The organism is Halopseudomonas nanhaiensis (assembly GCF_020025155.1).
Taxonomy (GTDB): Bacteria; Pseudomonadota; Gammaproteobacteria; order Pseudomonadales; family Pseudomonadaceae; genus Halopseudomonas; species Halopseudomonas nanhaiensis.
The window spans coordinates 2,404,815-2,420,716 of record NZ_CP073751.1; the positions used below are offsets into that span (position 1 = coordinate 2,404,815).

General features: G+C 61.5%; 17 protein-coding genes and 1 tRNA gene. 10 read left to right on the plus strand and 8 right to left on the minus strand.

All coding sequences use genetic code 11. From position 1 onward, the window contains the following. Nucleotides 1-47 precede the first annotated feature (47 nt). Together ybaK and glpK are read left to right on the plus strand one after the other, a co-directional pair. A complete protein-coding gene (gene ybaK / locus KEM63_RS10850) occupies nt 48-521 on the plus strand; it encodes a Cys-tRNA(Pro) deacylase (RefSeq protein ID WP_223651565.1) in 474 nt (157 codons plus the stop codon). A 33-nt stretch (nt 522-554) separates the two neighbouring features. Further along, nucleotides 555-2,036, plus strand: a complete 1,482-nt coding sequence (gene glpK, locus KEM63_RS10855) for a glycerol kinase GlpK (RefSeq protein WP_223651566.1) — start codon at nt 555-557, stop codon at nt 2,034-2,036. Here glpK and KEM63_RS10860 read toward each other — a convergent pair. From KEM63_RS10860 to mobA, 3 genes are all read right to left on the minus strand, one after another. Next, a complete protein-coding gene (locus KEM63_RS10860; protein WP_223651568.1) occupies nt 1,997-2,866 on the minus strand; it encodes a hypothetical protein in 870 nt (289 codons plus the stop codon). The genes glpK and KEM63_RS10860 overlap by 40 nt on opposite strands. A 220-nt stretch (nt 2,867-3,086) precedes the next feature. Next, nucleotides 3,087-3,163, minus strand: a tRNA-Pro gene (locus tag KEM63_RS10865). Nucleotides 3,164-3,238: 75 nt separating this feature from the next. Continuing rightward, nucleotides 3,239-3,856, minus strand: coding sequence for a molybdenum cofactor guanylyltransferase MobA (gene mobA, locus KEM63_RS10870; RefSeq protein ID WP_223651569.1), 618 nt, complete (start codon nt 3,854-3,856; stop codon nt 3,239-3,241). A gap of 70 nt (nt 3,857-3,926) precedes the next feature. Between mobA and moaB the strand changes: the two genes are divergently transcribed. Together moaB and KEM63_RS10880 are read left to right on the plus strand one after the other, a co-directional pair. After that, nucleotides 3,927-4,463, plus strand: coding sequence for a molybdenum cofactor biosynthesis protein B (gene moaB, locus KEM63_RS10875; RefSeq protein WP_223651570.1), 537 nt, complete (start codon nt 3,927-3,929; stop codon nt 4,461-4,463). Then, a complete protein-coding gene (locus tag KEM63_RS10880; RefSeq protein ID WP_223651571.1) occupies nt 4,460-5,665 on the plus strand; it encodes a molybdopterin molybdotransferase MoeA in 1,206 nt (401 codons plus the stop codon). The genes moaB and KEM63_RS10880 overlap by 4 nt, the downstream gene beginning before the upstream one ends. Before the next feature lie 68 nt (nt 5,666-5,733). On the opposite strand, the gene grxD is transcribed toward KEM63_RS10880, so the two are convergent. Together grxD and KEM63_RS10890 are read right to left on the minus strand one after the other, a co-directional pair. After that, complete coding sequence (gene grxD / locus KEM63_RS10885) at nt 5,734-6,057, minus strand: Grx4 family monothiol glutaredoxin (protein WP_223651572.1); 324 nt, start codon at nt 6,055-6,057, stop codon at nt 5,734-5,736. Between the two features lie 80 nt (nt 6,058-6,137). Beyond that, nucleotides 6,138-8,216, minus strand: coding sequence for a molybdopterin oxidoreductase family protein (locus KEM63_RS10890; RefSeq protein WP_223651573.1), 2,079 nt, complete (start codon nt 8,214-8,216; stop codon nt 6,138-6,140). Nucleotides 8,217-8,483: 267 nt separating this feature from the next. On the opposite strand from KEM63_RS10890, the gene argF reads away from it, so the two are divergent. Both argF and KEM63_RS10900 read left to right on the plus strand, forming a co-directional pair. Next, nucleotides 8,484-9,389, plus strand: a complete 906-nt coding sequence (gene argF / locus KEM63_RS10895; protein ID WP_223651574.1) for an ornithine carbamoyltransferase — start codon at nt 8,484-8,486, stop codon at nt 9,387-9,389. Between the two features lie 11 nt (nt 9,390-9,400). Continuing rightward, the gene (locus KEM63_RS10900; protein WP_223651575.1) at nt 9,401-10,519 is read left to right on the plus strand and encodes an ABC transporter ATP-binding protein; all 1,119 of its coding nucleotides are present in this window, start codon (nt 9,401-9,403) and stop codon (nt 10,517-10,519) included. Nucleotides 10,520-10,559: 40 nt separating this feature from the next. Here the strand turns inward: KEM63_RS10900 and KEM63_RS10905 are convergent, their stop codons facing one another. Both KEM63_RS10905 and KEM63_RS10910 read right to left on the minus strand, forming a co-directional pair. After that, nucleotides 10,560-11,813: a serine hydrolase domain-containing protein gene (locus KEM63_RS10905; RefSeq protein WP_223651577.1), complete on the minus strand. Its 1,254-nt coding sequence runs from the start codon at nt 11,811-11,813 to the stop codon at nt 10,560-10,562. A gap of 69 nt (nt 11,814-11,882) precedes the next feature. Further along, on the minus strand, nt 11,883-12,812 hold the full coding sequence (locus tag KEM63_RS10910) for an AraC family transcriptional regulator (RefSeq protein WP_223651579.1): 930 nt from the start codon (nt 12,810-12,812) through the stop codon (nt 11,883-11,885). Here KEM63_RS10910 and KEM63_RS10915 point away from each other — a divergent pair. The 4 genes from KEM63_RS10915 (at nt 12,811) to KEM63_RS10930 (ending at nt 15,089) form a co-directional block, all read left to right on the plus strand. Further along, complete coding sequence (locus KEM63_RS10915) at nt 12,811-13,332, plus strand: carboxymuconolactone decarboxylase family protein (RefSeq protein WP_223651580.1); 522 nt, start codon at nt 12,811-12,813, stop codon at nt 13,330-13,332. The genes KEM63_RS10910 and KEM63_RS10915 overlap by 2 nt on opposite strands. A 69-nt stretch (nt 13,333-13,401) precedes the next feature. Then, nucleotides 13,402-13,920 carry a peptide-methionine (R)-S-oxide reductase MsrB gene (gene msrB, locus KEM63_RS10920; RefSeq protein ID WP_223651582.1) on the plus strand — a complete coding sequence of 173 codons (519 nt, stop codon included), beginning with the start codon at nt 13,402-13,404 and terminating at the stop codon, nt 13,918-13,920. Then, nucleotides 13,917-14,540 (plus strand): peptide-methionine (S)-S-oxide reductase MsrA, encoded by a 624-nt coding sequence (msrA, locus tag KEM63_RS10925; RefSeq protein WP_223651585.1) that lies wholly within the window; start codon nt 13,917-13,919, stop codon nt 14,538-14,540. Before msrB ends, msrA begins: the two co-directional genes overlap by 4 nt. Before the next feature lie 69 nt (nt 14,541-14,609). Next, nucleotides 14,610-15,089: an FKBP-type peptidyl-prolyl cis-trans isomerase gene (locus tag KEM63_RS10930; RefSeq protein ID WP_223651587.1), complete on the plus strand. Its 480-nt coding sequence runs from the start codon at nt 14,610-14,612 to the stop codon at nt 15,087-15,089. Nucleotides 15,090-15,129: 40 nt separating this feature from the next. On the opposite strand, the gene KEM63_RS10935 is transcribed toward KEM63_RS10930, so the two are convergent. Next, nucleotides 15,130-15,867, minus strand: a complete 738-nt coding sequence (locus tag KEM63_RS10935; RefSeq protein ID WP_223651589.1) for an SDR family oxidoreductase — start codon at nt 15,865-15,867, stop codon at nt 15,130-15,132. Between the last annotated feature and the right edge of the window lie 35 nt (nt 15,868-15,902).

Genomic DNA, 15,902 nt, shown 5'->3' on the forward strand with positions numbered 1-15,902 from the left:
CATATAACGACGGCGAGAATTCAATGCAGCCATCAAGAGACCATCGCATGACGCCGGCAACCAAGCAGCTCGACCAGGCCAGGGTGACCTATCGCCTGCACCGCTACGAGCACGACCCCAAGGCCGAATCCTACGGGACCGAAGCAGCAGACAAACTGTCGCTGGACCCGTCGCGCGTATTCAAGACACTTCTAGCGGCCAGTGAAACGGGCGAACTGCTGGTGGCAATCGTGCCGGTAAATGGCAAGTTGAACCTGAAGAATCTGGCCACTGCGGCCCGGGTGAAGAAGGCTGCCATGGCCGATCCGGTGGCGGCCCAGCGCAGCACCGGATACCTCGTCGGCGGCATCAGTCCGCTGGGGCAGAAGAAGCGTCTACGCACGTTCGTTGACCGCAGTGCTCAGGGATTCGACACCATCTTCGTCAGCGGCGGCCGCCGCGGGCTCGAAATTGAACTGGCGCCGGCAGATCTGGCCCAACACACACAGGGCGAATTCGCTGACATCGGCCGCAGCGATTGATCGCAGCACAATAACAAAGAGGACGCCATTGCGATGAAACGCCACATCCTTGCCATTGATCAGGGCACCACCAGCAGCCGCGCGATCGTCTTCGACGATCAGGCCCAGCCGCTGGCGAGCGCTCAACAGGAGTTCAGGCAGTACTTCCCGGATGATGGCTGGGTAGAACACGACGGTGAGGAGATCTGGAGCAGTACCCTTGCGGTATGCCGCCAGGCGCTGGAGAAGGCGTCACTGACCGCCAGCGACGTCACCGCGATCGGCATCACCAATCAGCGTGAGACCACGCTGCTCTGGGATGCTGCTACCGGCGATCCCGTGTACAAAGCCATTGTCTGGCAGGACCGTCGTACGGCAGCGTTCTGCAACGCTCTGCGCGAAGCGGGTCACGAGCCTCGAGTGACCGAGCGCACCGGCCTGCTCATCGACCCCTATTTCTCGGGGACGAAGTTGCGCTGGTTGCTGGACAACGTCGAGGGCGCACGCGAGCGGGCCGAGCGCGGCGAACTGCGCTTTGGCACCGTCGACAGCTTCCTGCTCTGGCGTCTCACTGGCGGCAAGGTGCACCGCACCGACGCCACCAATGCATCGCGTACCCTGCTGTTCAACATTCATACGCAGGACTGGGATGAGGAGATGCTGGCACTGCTGGACATCCCTCGTTCCGTACTTCCGGAGATCATGGACTGCGCCGCGGACTTCGGCTCAACCGACGCAGCGCTGCTGGGCGCGTCCATCCCCGTGACGGCCGTGGCCGGGGACCAGCAGGCCGCGCTGGTCGGGCAGGTATGCTTCAAGTCGGGCATGGTCAAGAGCACGTATGGAACCGGCTGTTTCATGATCATGAATACCGGTGACGCCCCGGTAAGCTCGAGCAATCGCCTGCTGACCACCGTGGCGTATCGCCTCGATGGCAAGGCGACCTACGCGCTTGAAGGCAGTATCTTCGTGGCCGGTGCGGCGATTCAATGGCTGCGCGATGGACTCAAGCTGATCCAGCATGCCGGTGAAACCGAAGCGCTGGCCGAGCAGACGGGCGAACAATGCGGTGTGTATCTTGTGCCGGCCTTCACCGGGCTCGGCGCGCCATACTGGGACCCCAAGGCACGCGGCGCCATCTTCGGGCTGACCCGCGATACCGGTATTGGCGAGATCGTGACGGCCGGTCTGCAGTCAGTGTGCTTTCAGACCCGCGATCTGCTGGACGCCATGACCAGCGACGGCGGCAACAGTACTGCAGCCTTGCGCGTCGACGGGGGCATGGTGGTGAACAACTGGGTGGTGCAATCGCTGGCCAATATCCTTGGGGTACAGGTCGACCGCCCACGGATAACTGAAACCACGGCACTTGGCGTGGCTTATCTGGCAGGCTTGCAGATCGGCCTGTTCGACAGCCTCGAAGCCATTACCCAACGCTGGGAACGTGAGCGCACGTTCGATCCGGTGATGCCCGAGGCCAAGCGCGAAGCGCTGTATCAGGGTTGGGTCGATGCCGTGAGGCGGGTGCGGGACTGAGGCAAAGCCACCACCTCGAGCCGCCAGATCAGCCTCGCTGCGCGGCTGAGCAGAAAAAGAAACAGCAGGGGCAGAATCAGCGTCCGCAGAAAGAACAGCGCCATCACCGTTACCACGTTCATGGACAGGTCCTCCAGCTGTTGCTGCATCTCACGATAGGTCTGCGGATCGCCCAGTCTGGACATCTTGCTGCGCAGGCTGGTATCCGCCCCGCTTCCGCCACCCGAGACCGGCTGGTCTATCAGTTCGATCTCGGTGGACACCGAACCCAGCACTGCCAGCTCGGCACGGGTCTGATCGGCGATGTACACCCGATCCACCAGACCGTTCAATGCCACCGCCAGCACCAGCGCAAAGCGTAGAAACAGCAACAATGCGAACACTCTCAGCAGCCAGTGGGTCCAGAGCGCCGATCGCAGCATGACGCTACCCACCAGAGCCAAGGCTGACAGGCTCAACAACACCTTGAACAGGGTGTCGGAGACGATGTCCAGCAGCACCTTCTGAATCACCAGCGAACCGATCGCCAGCTTCATCATTGATGAGTACTGCTCCACCAGATCGTTGAATGGATCGAGCAGTTCACCGAGCGTCACCTGCACGCCGGCGAACAGGCTGAAGCTCAACGTGGTCGACTGCATGACCGAAATCAGCGCGTTCAGCCCTCGTGCCGTAGCGAATGCCAGACCAGCCTGCAGCAGCGATCCATCGACGTATTCGGCACAACGCGCGTCCAGCAGTCCGAGCCAGGAAAGGCCTGCACACAGGAGAACCAGCACGACCAGCAGCGCACGGGTGCCGGGGCGACTGAGATCGATCATTGCTTGCATGGGGCCACCTGACGGTCTGAAACGATATCGCTGAAGGGTAGCCGCCGCGCTGGTCGGGACGCAACGCCGGGCTGAATTGCACAGGGGCGGGACATCGACCGGATGCGGTCCGACACTGCGCGTCGAGAGGCGCGAGGAAGAAAAGAAGGAAAACTCGGCAATAAAAAGCCCGCACAGGGCGGGCTTTTATGGCGTGCTGTACGAGCAGCACACGGGAATGTGGTCGGAGCGACTGGAATCGAACCAGCGACCTTCTCGTCCCGAACGAGACGCGCTACCAGGCTGCGCTACGCTCCGTGGTGAGGCGGCATTTTACCGAAACGACCGTCAAGCACAAGGGGCTGACCGGAAAATCTTCGCGTTTCCACGGAGTTAACGGCGTACCTCGCCGTCTGCGAAAATCGAGCTGCAGTCCAGCCAATCCTCAGGCGTGTTGGCGTTGTGCAACCGGGGGTCGCCTTCGGGCAATTGCAGTACCCGGTGCGACTGCGCCAGCAGCCAGCGCAGTGGGCTGCGCTGGCCATCCTTCCACGCCTGCGACAGCGACGCCCATCGCGACGCCGGAATGATGCTCACCAGCGGCTGCCAATGCTCTCCCGTCCGGACCAGCCAGACGCACTCAGGCTCCTGGCGCGCGTGGGATGCGAGATCTTCGAGCAGCTCTGGGGGCAACTGTGGAAGGTCACAGGGAATCACCAGCAGATGGCTGGTTCGGCACAGCCTGATCGCACCGAGGATGCCCGCAAGCGGCCCGGGAAAGTCCGGCACATCGTCGGTCACCAGCGCGTCCGCCCACTGTCTATACTGTTCCTGATTGCGGTTGCAGCTGATCATTATCGGGGCCGCGACGCTGCGCAGACGCGCCGCCAACCGCTGCGCCACCGGCTGGCCATGCCAGTCCATCAGGCCCTTGTCACGCCCCCCGAGCCGACTGCCCTGTCCGCCGGCAAGCAGCACGGCACTGAGCGTGAAGCTGTCTGATAGGGTCATTGCGGCCTCCGGTTCGCTGTGGCCTCTGTGTTATAACACTGCCTGCTTTTTCAGCCAAAGGATCCACTCGATGGCCCACACCAGTGGCGACTTCTCAGCTCTCAACATCGCGGTGCTCACCGTCAGTGACACCCGCACACAGGACACCGATACCTCCGGTCAGCTGCTCGTCGACAGCGCTGCCGAGGCCGGCCATCGCGTCATGGACAGGCAGCTGCAACCGGACGACATCTACAGGATCCGTGCCGTGGTGTCGGCGTGGATCGCCCGTCCGGACGTACAGGTCATCCTGATTACCGGCGGCACCGGATTCACTGGGCGGGACAGCACCCCTGAAGCCGTTGCACCCTTGCTGGACAAGACCGTGGACGGCTTTGGCGAGCTGTTTCGCCACGTATCCTGGGAGGAAATCGGTACGTCTACTCTGCAGTCCCGCGCGCTCGCGGGACTCGCCAACCGTACGCTTGTAGTGTGCATGCCTGGCTCGACCGGCGCGTGCCGTACCGCCTGGAACCGCATTCTTCGGGAACAACTGGATAGCCGCACGCGGCCCTGCAACTTTGTCCAGCATCTTGCACAGGGACCTGCCTGCGAGACACGTTCATGAGCCTGATGCCAGTGGCCGATGCGCTGCGCAAGTTGCTGCACAGCGCAGCAGGCGAGCCGCCACGCCCATGCGAGAGCGTTGAACTTTGCTCCGCGCTGGGACGGGTGCTCGCCGATCCGGTTATCGCCAGCGCCGACGTGCCCCCGTGGGACAACAGTGCTATGGATGGATATGCCCTCCACAGTGAAGATCTGCGGCGCGGCATCGATAGCGGCCTGCCGATCAGCCAGCGCATCACCGCCGGCATGGCCCCTCAACCGCTGCAGCCCGGCACCTGCGCGCGCATCTTCACCGGCGCTCCGATTCCCGCAGGGGCCGATTGCGTCGAGATGCAGGAGAACGTGCGCGAAGAACACGGCGCAGCGCGATTTTCCAACGCCTTGCGCCCCGGGCAGAATATCCGGCCCCGCGGCCAGGATCTGGCCGCCGGGGAGACCGTTCTTCAGGCTGGCCATGTGTTGCGGCCTCAGGACCTCGGTGTGATCGCCTCGGTCGGCATGGCCAAGGTCAAGGTCTGCCGGCCTCTGCGCGTGGCGGTGCTCTCCACCGGCAATGAACTCGTCGAGCCGGACCAACCGCTCGGCCCGGGGCAGATCTACAACAGCAATCGCTTCACTATCCGCGCGGCGCTCCAGCGCCTCGGACAGGAGGTCGTTGACGGCGGCATTCTGCCGGACGACCCGGAGCTGACCCGTACCCGGCTTCGCGAACTGACGCGTGAAGCTGACGTGATCATTACCTCTGGCGGGGTGTCAGTCGGTGAAGCGGATTATCTCGGCCAGGTGCTTCGCGATGAGGGTCAGGTCGACCTGTGGAAGCTGGCCATCAAGCCAGGCAAGCCTTTCACCCTCGGCCAGTTCGACGACAAGCCGGTACTCGGCCTGCCCGGCAACCCGGCAGCGTCACTGGTGACCTTCGTGCTGTTGGTAAAGCCGTACCTGCTGGCGCGGCTGGGCGTCAAACGAACCGAGCCGCTGGTATTCCCCATAGCGGCCGGGTTCCGCTGGGACAGAGCCGGAACCCGCGACGAATACGCCCGGGCACGCATTGAGGGCAGACAACTGCAGCTGTGCGGCAACCAGAGCTCGGGAGTTCTCAGCAATGCCAGCCATGCGGACGGGCTGGTACTGATTCGTGCCGGAGCCGTATTCGAGCAGGGCGCGCTGCTCGACTTTCTGCCATTCGAAGGTTTGTTTGACTGACCGCGGACGGGAGCATTGAAAAAAAAACCGCGCCGGATTGCTCGGGCGCGGTTTCTGAAACAACCGACTCAGTGCTCTGTCGCGGTCGCCGACTTGATCATGGTCTGCAACTCACCGGACTCGTGCAGCTCCAGGATGATGTCGCTGCCACCGACCAGTTCACCGTTGATCCACAGCTGCGGAAAGGTCGGCCAGTTGGCGTACTTCGGCAGATTCGTGCGGATGTCCGGATTCTGCAGAATGTCGACGTAGGCGAACTTCTCGCCACAGGCCATCAGGGCCTGTACCGCACGTGCGGAAAAACCGCACTGGGGTGCGTTCGGTGCGCCTTTCATGTAGATCAGCACCGGGTTGTTGGCGATCTGTTCTTTGATGGTATCGATGATATCCATGACACTCCTCGTAAAGACGCGGTCCGGCAGGCCAGAACTCGACCTGCAAAAAAGCCGATAGTGTACAGCAAAGGCCGACGTTATGCTGCCACCACCTCTACTGGGACACCATTGAGCGCCGCATTTCCGGTCACCGGATCGAGAAACTGATGATCGGTCAAATCGTTGGCGCTGACGCCGGCATTGGCCGCAGCGATGTCCATCTTCACCCCAGTTCTGCCGTGTCCCCAGCCGTGCGGCAAGCTCACCACACCAGGACGCAGGTCGTCACTGGCCTGTACCATGACAGTAACCTCGCCGACACGCGAACTGACCCGTACCGACTGACCGTCTACCAGATCGCGTGCAGCCATATCGGCCGGATGCATCAACAGGTGATGGCGCGGCTTGCCTTTGATCAACCGCTGATAATTGTGCATCCACGAATTATTGCTGCGTACATGTCGTCGACCAATGAGCTGCAGGCCGCCTGGCATCTCGCTATCGGCCGAGAAGCGCGCAAGATCCGCGAGCATGTGCGCCGGGGCCGCCTCGATGCACCCGCTTGGCGTCTGCAGACGTGACAACAGGCTCGGACGCAGCGGGCCCAGATCGATACCGTGCGGGTTTTCCTTCAGCACCTCGAGACTGAGGCGATCCTTGTAGGGTCCAGCCTTCAGCGCAGCGTCGACCATTTGAGCAGGTGCGATGGTCTGCCGCGCCTCCTGTCCGGTGATGCTGGCAAATGCCCGGCCTAGGCCGACGAATATCTCCCAGTCATGCAGGGCACCCTCGGGCTTGGGCAGCACCGGCTCGTTATAGCGCGTGACATTGCGGACCGCGAAGTTGTTGAACGTGATGTCGTAGTGGTCATGCTCAAGGCTTGAGGTCGGCGGCAGGATGACGTCAGCGTGACGTGTAGTCTCGTTGATGTAGATATCGACGCTTACCATGAAGTCCAGGCCACTGAACGCCTCGTCAAGCTGGCGCCCATTGGGCGTCGACAGCACCGGGTTGCCGGCGGTGGTGATCAACGCACGGATCTGGCCTTCGCCAGGCGTGAGGATCTCCTCGGCCAGCGCCGCCACCGGAATCTCCCCGTTGAACTCCGGCAACCCGGACACCCTGCTCTTCCACTGATCGAAATGCCCCGGCTTGGCGCGCGTGACGTCAAAGGCCGGCTCGGGCAGCAGCGCTCCCCCGGGACGATCCAGATTACCGGTCACCAGATTGATGATCTGGATAACCCATTGACACAGGGTGCCGTAGCGCTGCACGGACACACCCATGCGGCCGTAGCACACGGCCCGCTCTGCGGCTGCGAACTCCCGAGCGATCTGGCGAATGCGCCCGGCGTCGATACCACAGCGTTCGGCCATCAATTCCGCCTTGAACGGCTGCACCGACGCGCGAACCAGGTCCAGGCCGATCGCTGCCTGCACGACTGGAGTCGACTTCGTGAGCCCCTCTTCGAATAGCGTATTGAGAATTCCCAGCAGTAGCGCCGCATCGCTGCCAGGGCGGATGAAGTCATGTTCGCTGGCTACCTCGGCGGTTTCGCTGCGCCGCGGGTCGATCACCACCAGCTTGCCGCCACGCTGCCTGAGCGCCTTGATTCGCTTGCCTACATCAGGGACGGTCATGATGCTCCCGTTCGATGCCATGGGATTGGCTCCGAGCATCAGGAAGTAGTCGGTATGGTCGATGTCGGGGATAGGGATCATCAGCATGTGACCGTAGAGCCATAGCGACACAAGATGATGGGGTAACTGATCGACAGAGGTGGCCGAATAGCGCTGACGGGTCTTGAGCTGGCCAAAGAAATAGTTGCCATGGGTCATCGAGCCGTAATTGTGCACATTCGGATTGCCGGCGTAGACCGCCACTGCATTCTTTCCATGCACCTGCTGTATCGCCGCGAGGCGCGTAGCCACGAGTTCGAAAGCCTCCTCCCAGCCGATCGGTTCCCAGCCCTGCCCGGTTCGGCGTACCGGCCCACGCAGGCGCTGCGGATCGTTCTGGATATCCTGCAGGGCTATCGCTTTCGGGCAGATGTGGCCGCGGCTGAAAGGGTCCTGTGGGTCTCCCTTGATCGAAACGATGGCTTCCCCTTCTGTCTCGATCGCGAGACCGCAGATCGCTTCGCATAAATGGCAGGCACGGTAGTGTGTCGCAGGCATGACGGACTTCGCTTAGTTGTTATTGGGCAGAGCTCACTTTAGGCCCGCTGCGAGTCCTCGACAATACGCTAAATGCCCCGTCATTCATCACTCACATGCCGGGGCGGCCGTTAACGTGAAGATAGGCGGCGGCATTTGCCTTTTGCCGGATTTTACCGATAAGATCGGCCCTTCTCTTTTTTCGGACAAGGCTTTTACCGGGCCGTCAGGCCACGGTAAGGCTAACTGTTTCCGGTCGTCAGCCGACCGAAGTAACCGGGTAGCATCATGACTGTACGGCATTTCCTTTCGTTGATGGATTGTTCCCCTGCGGAACTGACCAGCCTGCTCAAGCGTGGCATCGAGCTCAAATCTCTGCACCGCCAGGGCGTCATTTACGAGCCACTGAAAAACCGCGTGCTCGGGATGATCTTCGAAAAGGCGTCCACCCGCACTCGCGTCTCCTTCGAAGCCGGCATGATCCAGCTTGGCGGCCAGGCCATTTTTCTGTCTCCCCGGGACACACAGCTTGGCCGGGGCGAGCCGGTCGACGACTGCGCTCGGGTGCTTTCGAGCATGTGCGACGCGATGATGATTCGGACCTTTGCCCACGAAACGCTGGAGACCTTCGCCAGCTGCTCGAAGGTGCCGGTGATCAACGGCCTGAGCGACGATCTGCATCCTTGCCAGCTGCTCGCCGACATGCAGACGTTCCTTGAACACCGCGGTTCGATCCAGGGCAAGACGGTGGCGTGGATCGGCGATGGCAATAATATGTGCAACACCTTTGTACAAGCCGCCGTACAGTTCGATTTCCAGCTCCGGGTAGCCTGTCCTGAGGGCTACGAGCCAGACCGCAAGTTTCTCGATCAGGCCGGCGACCGGGTAACCATTACCCGCGATCCACGGGAGGCTGTGGCTGGAGCGCATCTGGTCAACACCGACGTGTGGGCCTCGATGGGCCAGGAAGACGAGGCCGAAGCCCGCCTGAAGCGCTTCAAACCCTATCAGGTAACCCCTGAGTTGCTTGATGCGGCTGATGAGTCCGTGCTGTTCATGCATTGCCTCCCCGCCCACCGTGGCGAGGAAGTGGACGCGGACGTCATGAACGATTCCCGCTGCGTAGTGTGGGACCAGGCCGAGAACCGGCTGCATGCCCAGAAGGCGCTGGTGGAATTTCTCCTCGTCGATTAACAGAGGCGCGCATGGGCGACCACGGCATCATCCTCGAGCTCAATCGGCTCGGCTGCGGGTATGAAGGTCACAAGGTCGTATCCGATCTGAACATTCACCTGCGCGCCGGAGACATCGGCTGTCTGCTCGGGCCCTCCGGCTGTGGCAAAACCACGACGCTGCGTGCAATCGCCGGCTTCGAGCCGGTTACCGACGGAGAAATCCGGCTGGACGGGCAAACCATCTCTTCACCCGCCCACCGTCTGCCACCTGAGCAACGCCGCGTCGGCATGGTATTTCAGGACTATGCGCTGTTCCCGCATCTCTCGGTGCAGGACAACATCGCCTTTGGCATACACCGTCATCCGGATCGCAAGCGCGTCGTCCAGGAGCTGCTCGATCTGGTGAAGCTATCGCAGCTGGGCAAGCGTTTCCCGCATGAGCTATCCGGCGGTCAGCAGCAGCGAGTCGCGCTCGCTCGCGCCCTGGCTCCCGATCCCAGACTGCTGTTGCTTGATGAGCCCTTTTCCAACCTCGACGGCGAATTGCGCCGTCGGTTGTCAAGCGAAGTGCGCGACATCCTCAAGCAGCGTGGCATCAGCGCACTGCTGGTCACCCATGATCAGAACGAGGCGTTCTCGGTATCCGATCATGTCGGGGTGCTCAAGGAAGGCCGTCTGCAGCAGTGGGACACCCCCTATAACCTCTACCACGAACCCGTTACCCCGTTCGTTGCCAGTTTTATCGGGCAAGGCTATTTCATTCGTGGCCAGCTGCTTACACCTGACACGGTGCAGACCGAGCTCGGCATCATTCGTGGGAACCGTGCCTATCAGTTGCCAACCGGCAGCGCCGTGGATGTGTTGCTACGCCCTGACGACATAGTCAGCGACGACACCAGCGGGCTGGCCGGCACCGTTATCGCCAAGACCTTTCTGGGCGCGGCCACCCTGTACCGGCTTCAGCTGCCGACCGGGAGTGTACTGGAGGCTATTCTGCCCAGCCATGCAGATCATCCGCTGGGGCAGAAGGTCGGGATTCGTGTCGCAGCAGATCATCTGGTGATATTCGCCGCGCAGGGCAGCATCAACGTGCATGCGCAGCTGCCGCTGGAGCAGGTAATGGATGCCAGCCCGGCAGACTCGACCTGAGCGCAGCAGATAGCCCGGCCGGGAGGCCGGGCAGGTAGCCTTACTCGGCCGGGGCGTAGAGGATGCGGCTCACCGTGTTGTGCACCACGCGCGAGTGCTGGTAATCAGTGTTCTGCATCATGCCCAGGGTGATGATGTCGTTTTCAGGATCAACCCACATCCAGGTTCCCTGAATACCCCACCACCAGTAGGTGCCTTCTGGAAGATAGCCAGCCTTCTCGCTATCGGTCACGACAGCGACGTTCAAACCGAAGCGATTGCCGGGAGCCCAGTTGGGGCCATCAACGCCCTCGGGGAGTTGGTCGCTGCGCATCATCTGCACGGTTTCCGCCTTTAGCAGTCTGACCCCGTCGACCTCCCCTTCGCCAAGCAGCATGCGTGCGAAGCGCAGGTAATCATCCATGCTCGAAACCAGCCCGCCGCCTCCGTTGAGAAACTGTGGCTTGCTCAGGAACGGGTCGTTCGGCACTGGCTGCAGGCCTTCCTCCGTCGGACGGTAGGAGGTAGCGAGCCGATCAGCCTTGTCGCCGGGCGCATAGAAGTCCGTGTCGTTCATACCCAGCGGCTGGAAGATGCGCTCCTTCAAAAAGACGTCGAACGGTTTTCCGGACAGTATTTCGACCAGACGCGCCTGAATATCCACCGACACGCTGTAATGCCATTGCGTACCGGGCTGCTGGCGCAGCGGAATGTCCTTCAGTTTCTGGATCATGTCCGCCAGGGTCGAGTTCGGGTCGAGCACGTCAGCCTTGACGTACAGGCTGTCCACCTGCGACTGGGAAAACCGGCCATAGGTGAAACCACCGGTGTGGCTCATCAGCTCGCGGATGGTAACGGGGTGGTCGGCGGGCTCGGTAACAGGCCGCCCATCGGCGCCATCCTTCACCGCCACCTGCATACCCTTGAATTCGGGAATGTACTGTTCGACCGGATCGTCCAGCTGAAACTTGCCTTCTTCGTACAGCATGAGCAACGCCGTGCCGGTGATCGGCTTGGTCAGAGAGAATATCTTGTAGAGGGTGTCGTCGGTCAGCGGCGCCTTGTCGGCAAGATTCTTGTAACCGGTCATCTGACGATGAACCACTTCATCCTTGTGGAAGATCAGGGTATCGACACCGGCCAGTTTCCCGTCGGCGATCTGTTTCTGCATCGCCTGATCGAGCAGGGTCAGGCGCTTGGCATTGATGGGGCCGGCGGCCGTCTCGGCAACGGCCAGCTGGCTGACCAGGACGCCGGCAACCAGAAGGATTCCCAAATGCAACCGGCGAACGGCCGGGTATCGTGAACGGAGCATGACAGTATCTCTATTATTTTTCGGAGCCATTAAGATACTGGCTCGGTGACTGCAGCACCAGATGTCGGCTTACCAGTCAGCGGTGCCGTGAGTCCGAAGCCATTCGCCCGGCGTACAACCTGTCGCTTTGCGAAACGCCCGCCGTAGTGCTGAGGCGTCGTCATAACCGACCTGATCCACCAGCACCGCAAACGCTATTCCGTTGCGCAGACCTTGTTGGACGAGGCCTATCCGCCACTGTCTCAGATAGGCCAGCGGCGTGCAGCCGAGCAGCCGTTGGAACGTCTCGGCAAAGGTTGAGCGAGACATGCAGGCTTCTGCTGCAAGGGTCGGCAGCGTCCAGCGACGCTCAGGGTGTTCATGCACTGCGGCCAGAGCCCGCGCCAGGGCCGGATGCGCGAGCCCCTGCAGGAGGCTGGCGTGCGCATGGGGCGTGGCAATCTCATGACGGAGCAGGCCGATCAGCACCAGGTCGAACAAGCGGTCCATCGTCGTTCTGCGTCCAGGCAGGGCACTCTCTGCCTCCACCTCCAAAAGATCGATCACCGTAGCCGTCGTCCGGTGCGCCTCGCCTTCGAGAACGACCACCTCCGACAACAATCGCATCAGCGGATGCTCCTCGAATCGATTGGCTTCCAGGCGTGCGCAGCTGATCCGTGCAGGTTGCGCCGCGGGCCTCAGTCGGTGCGGCACCGCCCTGGGGAAGAGCACTACTGCCGGCCCGATGAAGCGGGCATACACGCTTCCGCGTACCTCCAGGACAACCTCGCCATGATGAATGATGTGGACATGACCTGTCCGATCATGACCGTAGTCAGCGGTTTCCCCACACAGCGGCCCGCTGAAAAAGGTACGGCTGTTTACCTTGAACCTGCTTAACAGTGTTGACACCGCATCCATTTCGGACTCTCTGCATCTAAAACCGATCTTGTTGACACCTTTCGTCCAGCGATCATTCGATAAAGTGGCCAAACAGTCAAATGCAAGGAGCCTCACCATGCTGGTACCACCGCTTTCCTTCGAACAGGCTTCGCCTGAAGCGCAGGCCGTGCTGCAACGGGCGCTGCGCTCCTACGGACGCCTACCCAATCTTCTTGCCAGCATGGCCCACTCCCCTGCTACGCTGCAGAGCTATCTCGGACTGACGGAGCATCTGCAACGCACCTCCCTGATCCCCGCTGATCGCGAGCGCATCGCTCTGACGGTCAGTGCGCTCAATGGCTGTGAGTACTGTCAGAGCGCGCACGCTTGGCTGGCCCAACAGCGACATCTGTCGCCGACAGATATCAACCAGGCCATTCACCGTCCGGATGAGCATCCGTTGACCCGACTCGCTGCAAGGCTGGTCCGATCAAGCGGCGCGCTGAGTCAAGCCCATCTTGCCGACGCCCGCAGCGCCGGGATGACTGACGAGAAGCTGTTCGAGGCGGTCGCTTGTATAGCGTGGATGCACTTCAGCAACTACCTTGGAAACCTGATCAAACCGGCCATCGATTTTCCGTCAGTGGACACGCTTTGAAATGATGGCTCGCTGACAAGCGCTGAGCCACGGAATATGCTGGCCTTCATCCCTTGTGCGAGGTAGATCATGAAACGTCGTACGTTAGTCGCCGGATTACTCGCGTTGCCGGCGCTGCCCCTGGCGACCCGCTTCAGTTTCGCAACGTCAATGCAGGAGGTGAAGGTGGAATTCGAACCGCTCGACCGACCACATTCCTTTTGGAAGGACAAGGTTTCAGCTCAGGCCTATGACGTCCTGTTCGAAGAGGCGACCGAGCGTGCCGGTAGCAGCCCTCTGGACAAGGTATACGATGAGGGCACCTATGTATGCGCTGCCTGTCATCTGCCTTTGTTCACCAGCGATGCAAAATTCGACAGCGGCACCGGCTGGCCGAGTTTCACCCAGCCGATCGAAGGGACGATGGGTCAGAAGCAGGACTTCAGCATGATCTGGCCGCGTACCGAATACCACTGCGCGCGTTGCGGTGGTCATCAGGGCCACGTGTTCAATGACGGCCCTCCCCCACGCGGCGAACGCTGGTGCAACAACGGCGTAGCCCTCCGCTTCGTGCCATCCGGCGACGATCTTCCGGAGCTGCGAGGATGAGCCCGCGGAGCTGGGCATCCAGCATTTCGTTCATGGCGCTGGCCCTGAGTAGCCTGGCCGTGGCAAACGAGCCACTGAGCGAGGGTCCGCCGGGGAGCGAGATGGCAGTGTTTGCCGGCGGCTGCTTCTGGTGTACCGAGGCCGATTTCGACAAGATCCCGGGCGTGGTGGACACCGTGTCCGGCTACATAGGCGGCGATGCGCAGACCGCGTCCTACGAGCAGGTCTCTGCTGGCGGAACCGATCATATCGAAGCAGTCGCGGTCTTCTACGACCCCGGGCAGACCAGCTACGACAAGCTTGTGGAAGCATTCTGGCCTACCATCGACCCGGTGACACCCAACGCCCAGTTCTGCGACAGGGGCCCGCAGTATCGCAGCGCGCTGTTCTACGCAGACGAGGAACAGCAGCGCACCTTGCAGGCGTCACTGAGCGCACTGTCAGCCTCCGGGCGCTTCGACAAGCCGATCGTCACCGAGCTCCTACCACAGACCGACTTCTATCCCGCTGAGGATTATCACCAGGACTATTACGAGAAGAATCCGATTCGCTACAACTTCTATCGCAGCCGCTGTGGCCGCGATGCGCGGCTGGATGAGCTCTGGGGTGACGCACGCTAGGCATGGAAATCTGCGGCACAACGCTGGATAATGCCCGCCTTCAGTTATCGCCCCAGCGGAATCATTACCATGAAGATTGCCCGGAACACCGTTGTCCAGTTTCACTACGCCGTCTCTGACGCCAACGGCGAAATCGAAAATTCTCGTCAGTACGAGCCCGTACTGTACCTGCATGGCCAGCCGGGCCTGCTCGACGGTCTGGTCAGTGCAATGGAAGGTCACGAGTCCGGCGACGTGTTCAGTGTCAGCCTGAACGCCGAAGACGCGTACGGCCCGAAACAGGAAAACGCGATCCAGAAGGTTCAGGTCAAGCATCTGCAAGGCGCGAAGAAATGGAAGCCAGGCATGATCGCTGTTATCCAGACCGACGAGGGTCCGCGCCAGGTAACCATCGTCAAGGTCGGGTTGTCTCAGGCCGAGGTCGACGCCAACCACCCACTGGCTGGGCGTGATCTGACCTTTGATGTCGAGATCCTTGATGTACGCGAAGCGACGGAAGAAGAGATTGCGCACGGGCATGCCCACGGCGCTGGTGGTCACCACCACTGAGCAACCCGACCATGGCCCCGGCGTCAGCCGGGGCAGTGGATCAGAACGGCTGCACCGTCGGTCTGACGATGATCTTGTTGACATCTACCTCCGCCGGCTGAGCGATGGCGTAGGCCATCGCCCGGGCGATGGTCTCCGCCGGCAAGGCCGCCTGATAGGCTTCCTTCAGACGTTTCAGCGTGGCCTCGTCCGAGGTTCCCGAGGGCAGTTCGGTATCGATGGCGCCCGGCGAGATCAGAGTGCAACGGATGGCGCCCGACTCCTGACGCAAGCCTTCGGTGATTGCTTTCACGGCGAACTTCGTCCCGCTGTACACCGCCCCGCCCGGGGCGACCTTGTGAGAAGCGACCGAACCCACATTGATCACGTGTCCGCTCTGCTGGGCATGAAAGACAGGTAGCACCGCGGCAATACCGTTGAGCACCCCTTTGATGTTGATATCGATCATGCGCTCCCATTCATCGGTGCGTCCCTTGAGAATCGACCCCACTGCCATCAGCCCGGCATTGTTGATCAGCACATCGACGCGACCGAAACGCTCCACCGCATGATTCACCAGTGCCTGCATCTCCGTCAGGTGGGTGACATCGGTAGCCAGCATGGTCGCCTCGCCGCCCGCTGCCGTGATCTCGGCAACGATCGCTCTCAGCCGTTCTACGCGCCGTGCACCCAATACGACGCGGGCACTGCCGGCGGCCAGATAGCGCGCCGCAGCCTCCCCGATCCCGCTGCTGGCTCCGGTGATCACCACGACCTTGCCTGCCAGGTTATCGCTCATCTCGTTTCCTCCTGCCATGTCATCCGCGCATATCG

Excerpts from the sequence above, each read along its gene's own strand:
- ybaK (WP_223651565.1), top strand. The coding sequence starts at position 48 with ATGACGCCGGCAACCAAGCAGCTCGACCAGGCCAGGGTGACCTATCGC.
- glpK (WP_223651566.1), top strand. The coding sequence starts at position 555 with ATGAAACGCCACATCCTTGCCATTGATCAGGGCACCACCAGCAGCCGC.
- KEM63_RS10860 (WP_223651568.1), bottom strand. The coding sequence starts at position 2,866 with ATGCAAGCAATGATCGATCTCAGTCGCCCCGGCACCCGTGCGCTGCTG.
- mobA (WP_223651569.1), bottom strand. The coding sequence starts at position 3,856 with ATGACCCTATCAGACAGCTTCACGCTCAGTGCCGTGCTGCTTGCCGGC.
- moaB (WP_223651570.1), top strand. The coding sequence starts at position 3,927 with ATGGCCCACACCAGTGGCGACTTCTCAGCTCTCAACATCGCGGTGCTC.
- KEM63_RS10880 (WP_223651571.1), top strand. The coding sequence starts at position 4,460 with ATGAGCCTGATGCCAGTGGCCGATGCGCTGCGCAAGTTGCTGCACAGC.
- grxD (WP_223651572.1), bottom strand. The coding sequence starts at position 6,057 with ATGGATATCATCGATACCATCAAAGAACAGATCGCCAACAACCCGGTG.
- KEM63_RS10890 (WP_223651573.1), bottom strand. The coding sequence starts at position 8,216 with ATGCCTGCGACACACTACCGTGCCTGCCATTTATGCGAAGCGATCTGC.
- argF (WP_223651574.1), top strand. The coding sequence starts at position 8,484 with ATGACTGTACGGCATTTCCTTTCGTTGATGGATTGTTCCCCTGCGGAA.
- KEM63_RS10900 (WP_223651575.1), top strand. The coding sequence starts at position 9,401 with ATGGGCGACCACGGCATCATCCTCGAGCTCAATCGGCTCGGCTGCGGG.
- KEM63_RS10905 (WP_223651577.1), bottom strand. The coding sequence starts at position 11,813 with ATGCTCCGTTCACGATACCCGGCCGTTCGCCGGTTGCATTTGGGAATC.
- KEM63_RS10915 (WP_223651580.1), top strand. The coding sequence starts at position 12,811 with ATGCTGGTACCACCGCTTTCCTTCGAACAGGCTTCGCCTGAAGCGCAG.
- KEM63_RS10910 (WP_223651579.1), bottom strand. The coding sequence starts at position 12,812 with ATGGTGAGGCTCCTTGCATTTGACTGTTTGGCCACTTTATCGAATGAT.
- msrB (WP_223651582.1), top strand. The coding sequence starts at position 13,402 with ATGAAACGTCGTACGTTAGTCGCCGGATTACTCGCGTTGCCGGCGCTG.
- msrA (WP_223651585.1), top strand. The coding sequence starts at position 13,917 with ATGAGCCCGCGGAGCTGGGCATCCAGCATTTCGTTCATGGCGCTGGCC.
- KEM63_RS10930 (WP_223651587.1), top strand. The coding sequence starts at position 14,610 with ATGAAGATTGCCCGGAACACCGTTGTCCAGTTTCACTACGCCGTCTCT.
- KEM63_RS10935 (WP_223651589.1), bottom strand. The coding sequence starts at position 15,867 with ATGAGCGATAACCTGGCAGGCAAGGTCGTGGTGATCACCGGAGCCAGC.